General features: G+C 72.9%; 1 protein-coding gene and 1 pseudogene. Both read right to left on the bottom strand.

Going from position 1 to position 10,126, the window contains the following annotated elements:
• Nucleotides 1–11 precede the first annotated feature (11 nt).
• Complete coding sequence (locus WA670_RS11390) at nucleotides 12–4,730, bottom strand: type I polyketide synthase (RefSeq protein ID WP_442893089.1); 4,719 nt, start codon at nucleotides 4,728–4,730, stop codon at nucleotides 12–14.
• Nucleotides 4,731–4,771: 41 nt separating this feature from the next.
• Nucleotides 4,772–10,000: pseudogene (locus WA670_RS11385) on the bottom strand (SDR family NAD(P)-dependent oxidoreductase); the annotation flags it as partial.
• Between the last annotated feature and the right edge of the window lie 126 nt (nucleotides 10,001–10,126).

Genomic DNA, 10,126 nt, shown 5'->3' with positions numbered 1-10,126 from the left:
GGTGGGTGCGCTCAGGCGCCGAGCTCGTTGTCGATGAGGGCGAACAGCTCGTCCGTGGTCGCGGTTTGCAGGACGTCGGCGGCCTTGGTGCCGGCCAGGGTCTGGTGCAGGGCGGTCACCATCGCCTGCAGGCGGACGACGATCCGGGACCGGTCGATCTCCGCGGCGTCCAGAGCGGACGCGACCGCCTCGAGCCGGTCCAGTTCCGCCTCCAGCGGGACCGCCGCCTCGCCGCCGCCCAGCTGGGTCCACAGATGCTCGGCGAGCGCCTGCGGGTTGACGTGGTCGAACGCGACGGTGGCCGGGAGCTTGAGGCCGGTGGCGGCCCCGAGCCGGTTGCGCAGGTCGACCGCGGTGACCGAGTCGAACCCGAGTTCCTTGAACGCGCGGGCCGGTTCGACCGCCGAGCCGTTGTCGTATCCGGCGACCACGGCGACCTGGCCGCGGACCAGCTCCAGCAGCGTCCGCTGCTGTTCGGCGGGCGTCAGCGACGCGAGCTTCCCCTTCAGGTCGCCGGTGTCCTCGACCGGGCCGGTCTCCTCCTCGGCGACCTCGGCCAGCGCGCGCAGCAGCGGCCGCGGCCGGGCGAGCTGGTACACCGGGGCGAACGCGGTCCAGTCGATGTCGGCGACCACCAGGTGGGTCTCGTCGCGGTCCAGCGCCTGGCCCAGTGCCTCGGCCGCGAGTTCCGGGGCCATCTCGGCCAGGCCGATGCGGCGCAGCAGGTCGCTCGCTTCGGCGTCGACCATGCCCCCGCCGCCCCACGAGCCCCACGCGACCGCGGTCGCGGTGCGTCCCGCGGCGCGGCGACGGCGGGCGAGCGCGTCGAGGTAGGCGTTGCCCGCGGCGTAAGCGGGCTGACCGGAGGTGCCCCACACGGCGGCACCGGAGGACATCAGCACGAACGCGTCCAGCTCGGTGTCGCCCAGCAGTTCGTCGAGCAGGGCCGCGCCGGTGATCTTGGCGCGGGTCGCGGCGGCGAACTCCGCGGGCGTGACGTCGGCGAGGGCCGGCTCGTCGGTCAGCACACCCGCGGCGTGCACCACGGCCGTCGGCGGGTGCTCGGTCAGCAACGCCGCGAGCGCCTGCTTGTCGGTGACGTCGCAGGCCGCGACCGTGACGCGGGTGCCAGCCAGCTCTTCGACCAGCTCACGCGCGCCTTCAGCGTCGAGACCGCGGCGGCTGGTGAGCACGAGGTGCTCGGCGCCCCGTCCGGCCAGCCAGCGGGCGACGTGCGCGCCGACCGCGCCCGTGCCGCCGGTGACCAGCACCGTTCCCCGCGGCTTCCACTCCGCGTCGGTCGCGGGCAGCGGAGCGCGGACCATGCGCCGGGCGAACACCCCGGACGGCCGGATCGCGACCTGGTCCTCGTTGTCGGTCCCGGACACCACGGCGGCCAGCCGCGCGGCGTCCGCGGGGCCCTCGATGTCGACCAGGCCGCCCCAAGCGGCGGGCTGGTCGAGCGCGACGACCGTGCCGAGTCCCCACACCGCCGCGGCGGCCGGGTCGGCGTCGGAGAAGGCGTCCACCGCGACCGCATCACGAGTGACCACCCACGCCGGGGCGTCAACCCCGGTGTCGCGCAAGGCTTGCAGCAGCGCGACGGTGGCGGCGACCGGGGTGCTGAGCGCGGGGTGCTCCGCGTGTTCGCGGGTGTCGAGCGCGAGCAGCGACAGCACGCCGTCGAACGGCCGCACCGCGGTCGCCTCGGTGAGCTGCCCGGCCAGTTCCGCTCGGTCCGCCGTCGCGATCACCCGGACGACGTCGCCCTGCGCGGCGAGTGCGTCAGCCAGCTCGGTCGCTTCGGGAACGTCGGCGGGGACGACGACCAGCCAGGTTCCGGCCAGCTCGCCCGCGACGCTCACCGGTGCCCAGGAGACGCGGTAGCGCCAGGATTCTATTGTGGACAGATCGGTGCGGCGGCCGTGCCAGGCGGCCAATGCCGGGACGACCTCGGCCAACGGGGCGGTTTCGACGCCGAGCCGGGTGGCGAGCGCGTCGACGTCGCCCGCGGCGATGTCCTGCCAGAAGTCCTGGTCGGCGACCTGCGCTCCGGTCACCGGAACCGCCGCGGCCTCTTCTTCGTGCCAGAAGCGCTTGTGCTGGAACGGATACGTCGGCAGTTCCACGAGCTGTGCGCCAGGAACCAGCGAGGCCCAATCCGCCGCGCCGCCGCGGACCGAGTGCTCGGCCAGCGAGGTCGCGAACCGGGTCAGACCGCCTTCGTCGCGGCGCAGGGTCCCGGTGACGGAACCGTTGTGGCCGCCTTCGTCCAGGGTCTCCTGGATGCTCATGGCCAGCACCGGATGCGGGCTGATCTCGATGAACCGCGTGTAACCCGCCTCGGCGAGCTTCGCGACCACCGGCGCGAAGCGGACCGTCGTGCGCAGGTTGGTGAACCAGTACCGGGCGTCCATAGTGGACTCGGTCACCGGCTCCTCGGTCACCGTGGAGGTCATCGCGACCATCCCCGCGCCGGGGGTGATCGGGGCAAGGTCGGCCAGCAGCCGGTCGGCGAGGTGCTCGACATGTGCGGAGTGCGACGCGTAGTCCACCGGCACCCGCTTGGCGCGGAATCCCTCCTCGACCAGCTGGTCGCGCAGCTCGTCAAGGGCGGTGCCGTCGCCGGACAGCACGGCCGACGTGGCGCCGTTGTCCGCGGCCACCGAGATCCGGCCGTCCCAGGCGTCGAGCCGGGAGCCGAGGCCGGAGGCGGGCAGGCCGACGGCGAGCATCCCGCCGCCCCGGCTGCCGAGGACGTCGCCGATCGCCTTGCTGCGCAACGCGACCACCCGGGCACCGTCCTCAAGGGACAGTGCACCCGAGACGCTCGCGGCGGCGATTTCGCCCTGCGAGTGGCCGATCACCATGTCCGGCTCCACGCCGTGCGCCCGCCACAGCGCGGCCAGCGAGACCATCACCGCCCACAGCATCGGCTGCACCACGTCCACGCGGTCGGCGGGCGGGGTGCCGGGTTCGCCGCGCAGCACTGCGAGCACTGACCAGTCCGCGAACTTCCGCAGTTCCGCGTCGCACTCGGCCATCCGCTCGGCGAACACCGGCGACTGCTCCAGCAACGCGGTCGCCATTCCGGTCCACTGCGAGCCTTGGCCGGGGAACACGAACACGGTCTTGCCGCGTGCGTCGGCGGTACCGGTGACGACGTCTGGGCGCGATCCGCCGGAAGCCAACGCCCGCAGCGCTTCCGCAGCCTGTGTGGAATCCTGCGCGACAACTACCGCGCGGTGGTCGAGCCGGGCTCGTCCGGTGGCGAGGGTGTGCGCGATGTCGGCGAGCACGTCGGCGTGACTGTCCACATGGGACGCGATCCGGCCCGCTGCCGCGGCGAGCGCGGCGGGGGTCTTCGCCGACAGCACGAGCGGGTGGACCACCGGCGCGGGCGGTTCTTCCCGCTCCTGGCTCGGTGCCTGCTCCAGGATCACGTGCGCGTTGGTGCCGCTCACGCCGAACGAGGACACGGCCCCGCGGCGCGGCCGGTTCATCTCGGGCCACTCGCGCGGCTCCGTCAGCAGTTCCACCGCGCCCGCGGTCCAGTCGACGTGCGTCGACGGGGTGCCGACGTGCAGCGTCTTCGGCAGCTTGGCGTGCCGCAGCGCCTGCACCATCTTGATCACCCCGGCGACGCCGGCGGCGGCCTGCGGGTGACCCATGTTCGACTTGATCGAGCCGAGCAGCAGCGGCTCCCCCGTCGTGCGCTGCCCGTAGGTTTCCATCAGCGACTGCGCTTCGATCGGGTCACCCAACGCGGTTCCGGTGCCGTGTGCCTCGACAGCGTCCACATCGGACACTGAGAGTCCGGCGTCGGCGAGCGCCGCCTCGATCACCCGGACCTGCGAGGGGCCGTTCGGAGCGGAGAAGCCGTTGCTCGCGCCGTCCTGGTTCACCGCGGAACCGCGCAGCAGCGCAAGGATCTGGTGCCCGTTGCGGCGCGCCTCCGAAACGCGTTCCAGCACGAGCACGCCGACGCCCTCGGCCCACGACGTGCCGTTCGCGTCGTCGGAGAACGACTTGCTGCGGCCGTCCGCGGCCAGACCGCGGCGGCTGGAGAAGTCCACGAACATCTCCGGCGTGCCCATCACGGCGACGCCGCTGACCAGCGCGAGCGTGCAGTCGCCGCGACGCAGTCCCTGGGCGGCCATGTGCAGTGCCACCAGCGAAGACGAGCACGCGGTGTCCACCGACACCGACGGTCCTTCGAGACCGAGCGTGTAGGAAACCTGACCGGACACGAGGCTGCCTTCGGGGCTTCCGCCGCTGTAGTCGTGGTACATCACACCGGCGAAGACACCGGTGGGGCTGCCCTTCAGCGCGTGCGGGTCGAGCCCGGCGCGCTCGATGGCCTCCCAGGACGCTTCGAGCAGGATCCGCTGCTGCGGGTCGGCACGACGGGCGTCGCGTGGGCTGATGCCGAAGAACTCGGCGTCGAAATTCGCCGCGTCGTAAAGGAAACCGCCGTGGCGCGTGTAGGTCTTGCCGGGCCGCTCGGGCGTCGGGTCGTAGACGCCCTCGATGTCCCAGCCGCGGTCGGCCGGGAACTCGCCGATCACGTCGCGGCCCTCGTCGACGACGTCCCACAGGTCGTCCGGCGTCGCGATGCCCCCGGGGTAGCGGCAGCTCATGCCGATGATCGCGATCGGCTCGGTGTCGCGCGCCTCCAGCTCGTGCAGCCGGCGGCGGGCCTGCTTGAGATCGGCCGTCGCACGCTTCAGGTAGTCGCGGAGCTTGTCCTCGTTGCTCATGGTCTGCCCGTTCATGAGATGCCCAATTCGTCGTCCAGCACGGCAAACAGCTCGTCGTCGGTGGCTTCGTCCAGACCGGCTTCGGTTTCGGCTCCCGCGTGCGCGTCGGTCCACTTGCGCACCAGGGCGTCCAGTCGCGCGGCGACCTTCGCGGTCGAGCCGTTCAGCGTGCCGGCCGCGCCGCCGAGGAGGGTTTCCAGGCGGTCGATCTCGGTCAGCAGCGGCTCCGCGGCGCCGCGGGCCGGGCCGAGCAGCTCGTGCAGGCGCCGGGCGAGCGCGGCGGGTGTCGGATGGTCGAACACGATGGTCGCGGTCAGCTTGAGGCCGGTCAGCGCGCCGAGCTGGTTGCGCAGCTCGACCGAGGTGAGCGAATCGAACCCCATTTCCTGGAAGGCCCGCTCGGGCTCGACGGACGCGGCCGAAGCGAAGCCCAGCACCGCCGCGACCTGCTCGGCCACCACGTTCAGGAGGTAGGCCTCGCGCTCGGACTCGGGCAGCGTGCCCAACCGGGCGGCGACCGCGGCTCCGGAGCGGGCGGCCGGGCGGCGGCTCGGCGCGGGCCGCACGAGCCCGCGCAGGACCGGCGGAAGAGCGTCGCTGCGGGCGCGCAGGGCCGCGAGGTCGAGCTTCACCGGCGCGAGCACGGCGTCCTCGGCAGTGAGGCACGCGTCGAGCAGCGCGAGGGCTTCCTCGGTGGCCATCGGCGGCGTGCCGAGGCGGCGCAGCCTGCGGAAGTCGGCCTCGTCCAGTTCGCCTGCCATGCCGCCGTCCTCGGCCCACGCACCCCAGGCCAGTGCCGTCGCCGCGAGCCCTTGGGCCTGGCGGTGGCGAGCCAGCTCGTCCAGGTAGGCGTTGGCGGCGGCGTACCCGGCCTGACCTGCGGCGAGGACGGTGCTCGCGGCCGAGGAGAACAGGACGAACGCGGCCAGGTCGCCGGTCAGCTCGTGCAGGTTCCACGCGCCGTCGACCTTGGGGGCGAAGACGCGGTCCAGTTCGTCGGCGGCGAGGGCCTCGACCCGGCCGGCGGCGGGGACGCCCGCGGCGTGCAGCACGGCGGTCAGCGGCGCTTCGGCCGGGATCGCATCGAGCAGCGACCGCACGGACGCCGCGTCGGTGACGTCGCAGCTCGCGATCGTCACCTCACCGCCCAGCCGCCGGAGTTCTTCGCGCAGTTCGGCCGCGCCGGGCGCGTCGGCACCCCGGCGGCTGGTGAGCAGCAGGCGGCGCACGCCGTGCCGCGTCACCAGGTGCTTCGCGACGACCGCGCCGAGCCCGCCGGTGCCGCCGGTGATGAGGACGGTCCCGTCCGGGTTCCAGTTCAGCTCCCCGGCTGGCGGAGTCGCGGGGGTCAGGCGCGGCACGAGAACCTTGCCGCCGCGGACGGCGGTTTCCGGTTCGCCGGTGGCCAAGGCGGCTTCGGCGGTGCCGTTCCCGTCGAGGTCGACGAGCGCGAAGCGGCCCGGGTTTTCGGCTTCGGCCGCCCGCACCAGGCCCCACACCGGAGCGAGGACCGGGTCGACGTCCTCGCCGTCGACCGACACCGCGCCGCGCGTGACCACGGCCAAGCGGGTCTCTCCGTCCTCGGCGAGCAGTTCCCGTACTGCGGTGAGCACCTGTCGCGTGACCGTGCGGGCCGCTTCGGGCGGCGGACCGTCCGGAGTGGACACTTCCAGCACCTTCGCGCCCGCGGCGTTCCCGTTGTTCCCGGCGGGTTCCCACTCCACCCGGAACAGCGAATCCCGGGTCGACGCCAGCTTGTCCAGCGAGATCGGCCGCGCGGCAAGGGATTCGACGGACAGCACGGGCGAGCCCGCGTCGTCGGCGATCCGCAGCGTGATGGTGTCGGGACTGGTCGGCGAGACGTGCACCCGCAACGCCGCAGCTCCCGCGCGGTGCAGGGTGGTGCCGCTGAACGCGAACGGCAGCATCGGCTTCGCTTCGCCGTCCTCGGGCGCCGGGCCGAGCAGCTGGGCGTGCATCGCGGCGTCGAGCAGCGCCGGGTGCAGGCCGTAACCGATGGCATCGGCGGCGTCGGGCAGGACGACGTCGGCGTACACGTCGTCGCCGTCGCGCCACATCGCCCGCAGGCCCTGGAAAGCAGTGCCGTAGTCGTAGCCCAGCTCCGCGAGCCGCGCATACGGGTCGGCCAGCTCGACCTCGACGGCACCGGCCGGCGGCCACTCGGCCAAGTCGAACGACGGCGGCTCCGCCTCGGTTCCGGCGAACCCCTCGGCGTGCCGGATCCAGGCGTCCTGGCCGTCGGGTCGCGAGTGGACGGCGATCCGGCGGCGGCCGTCGTCCTCGGCGTCCACCGAAACCTGGATCGCCGCGCCCGCGCCCTCGGCGAGGGTCAGCGGAGCGTGCAGCGTCAGCTCCTCGATCCGGGCGCAGCCCGCTTCGTCGGCGGCGCGCTGCGCCAGTTCGAGGAAAGCCGTGCCGGGCAACAGGATCGTGCCGAGGACGACGTGGTCGGCGAGCCACGGTGCGGTGGTGGTCGACAGCCGGCCGGTCAGCACGAGCGTGTCGGAGTCCGGGACTCGCACGACGGCGCTCAGCACGGGGTGTCCGGCGGGCTCCTGGCCGTGGTCCGCGACGTCCCCGGCGGCGATGGTGGCGGGTGCCCAGTAGCGGGTGCGGCGGAACGAGTAGGTGGGCAGTGCGACTCGTCGGGCACCGGTGTAGAACGCGGCCCAGTCCACGGGAACCCCCCGGGCGTGCAGGGTCGCGAGCGCGGTGACGACGGTGTGGGCTTCGGCGCGGTCCTTGCGCTGAGCCGGGACGAAGGCGAGTGCGTCGTCGTCCAGCGCGGTTCGCGCGGCGGCGGTGAGCACCGCGCCCGGCCCGATCTCAACGAACGTCCGGACGCCTTCGCTGGCCAGCGTGCGCACGCCGTCGTGGAACCGGACGGCCGCGCGGACCTGGTGCACCCAGTACTCCGGGGTCGTGAGGTCGGCGTCGGCCGAGACCGTCGAGACAATCGGGATCGCAGGCGCGGCATAGGAAAGCTTCTTCGCGACGGAGGCGAACTCGGCGAGCATCGGGTCCATCAGCGGCGAGTGGAAAGCGTGCGAGACGCGCAGCTTCGAGGTCTTGCGACCCTCGAACTGAGCGGCGACGGCGGCGGTTCCTTTTTCGGTACCGGAAACCACGAGCGCGTCCGGGCCGTTGATCGCGGCGATGCTCACCTCGTCCGTGAGCAGCGGCGTCACCTCGGATTCGGTGGCCTGGATCGCGACCATCGCGCCGCCCGCGGGCAGGGCCTGCATGAGCTTCGCGCGCGCGACGACCAGCGTGCAGGCGTCGCGCAGCGAGAGGATTCCGGCGACGTGCGCCGCGGCCAGCTCGCCGATCGAGTGCCCGAGGAGGAAGTCCGGCCGCACGCCCCAGGTTTCCAGCAGCCGGAACAGCGCGACCTCGACAGCGAACAGCGCCGGTTGTGTGAAGCCGGTCTGCTGCAGTGCTTCCTCGTCTTCGAGAACCGTCCTCAGTGGACTGTCCAGGTGCTGGTCCAGTTCGGCGGCCACGGCGTCGAGCGCTTCGGCGAAGGCCGGGTACTGCTCGGCGAGCGCCAGGCCCATCGCGGCGCGCTGGGCACCCTGACCGGTGAACAGGAACGCCATGCGGCCGTTGCCCCGCCGATCGCGCACTACGCCGGGCGCGTCGGCACCCTCGGCGAGCGCGTTCAGCCCGGCAAGCAGCTCCGCGTGGTCGGCACCGACGACGACGGCCCGGTGGTCCAGCGCCGAACGCGTTGTGGCGAGGGAGAAACCGATGTCGGCAAGCGAACCTTCGGCAGCGGCGAGCCGCGGTGCCTGCGCGGCCAGGGTGTCCGCCGAGTCGGCCGACACCGGCCACGCGACGACCGGCAGCGCGGGCGGGGTCGTCGGCTCCTTCGAGGCCGCCTCCGCCTGCTCAACGATCACGTGGGCGTTCGTGCCGCTGATGCCGAACGACGACACCGCGCCACGCCGCGGCCGGGACACTTCGGGCCACGCACGGGACTCGGTGAGCAGCTCGACCTTGCCCGCCGACCAGTCGACGTGCGGCGAGGGCGCGTCCACGTGCAGGGTCTTCGGCAGCACGCCGTGGCGGATAGCCTGCACGACCTTGATCACGCCGCCGACACCGGCCGCGGCCTGCGCGTGCCCGATGTTCGATTTGAGCGAGCCGAGCCAGAGCGGCTCGCCCGCTGCTTCGGAGCGCTGACCGTAGGTCGCCAGCAGGGCCTGCGCCTCGATCGGGTCGCCCAGCTTCGTCCCGGTGCCGTGTCCTTCGACGAGGTCGACGTCCGAAGTGGACAGTCCGGCCGATTCGAGCGCCTGCTGAATGACCCGCTGCTGCGCCGGTCCATTGGGGACGGTGAGCCCGCTGGAGGCACCGTCCGAGTTCACCGCGCTGCCGCGCACCACGGCGAGCACGTCGTGACCGAGCCTGCGGGCGTCGGACAGCCGCTCGACAACGAGCACGCCGACACCCTCGCCCCAGCCGGTTCCGTCGGCGCTCGCGGCGAACGCCTTGCAGCGGCCATCGTCCGACAGGCCGCGCTGCTCGGCGAAGTCCACGAACGTCCCGGGCGTGGCCATCACCGTGACCCCGCCGACGAGAGCCAGCGCGCAGTCGCCGCGGCGCAGCGCCTGGGCGGCCCAGTGCAGCGCGACGAGCGAGGACGAGCACGCGGTGTCCACCGTCACCGCCGGGCCCTCCAGCCCGAGCGCGTACGCGACCCGGCCGGAGACGACGCTGCCAGCGGCTTCGTGGCCGAGGTAGTCGTGGTACATCACCCCGGCGAACACACCGGTGTTGCTGCCGCGCAACGTCTCCGGCACGATGCCGGCCCGCTCCAGCGCGGTCCAGGACGTCTGCAGCAGCAGCCGCTGCTGGGCGTCCATCGCCCGGGCCTCGCGCGGCGAGATGCCGAAGAACTCGGGGTCGAACTCGGCGGCGTCGTAGAGGAAGCCTGCCTCGCGGGTGTTCGTGGTGCCGGGCCGCTCGCCCGAAGGGTCGTAGAGCGCGTCCAGAGCCCAGCCGCGGTCGGCCGGGAACGGGCCGATGGCGTCGGTGCCGGTCGCCACCAGCTCCCACAGGTCTTCCGGGGAAGCGACGCCGCCAGGGTAGCGGCAGTCCATGCCGACGATCGCGATCGGCTCGGTCTCGGCCTCCCGCGCGTCCCGCAGCGCCTGCTTCGCCTCGCGCAGTTCCGCGGTGGCGCGCTTGAGGTAACCGAGCAGCTTGCCCTCGTTTTCCGTGCTCACGTCATTGCCCCCAGTCCGGCGCGGGCGAAGCAGAAATTGGCACTCACGTAATCGACCGCCTCGGGAAGTTGCCGCGATTTCCAGGTGATTCCGGGAAAAACGCTATCCAGATGT

This window comes from Amycolatopsis sp. VC5-11, from assembly GCF_037034185.1.
Classification (GTDB): Bacteria; Actinomycetota; Actinomycetes; order Mycobacteriales; family Pseudonocardiaceae; genus Amycolatopsis; species Amycolatopsis nivea.
The sequence above is the reverse complement of the archived record's forward strand: the minus strand, read 5'-3'. Positions and strand labels throughout refer to the sequence as shown.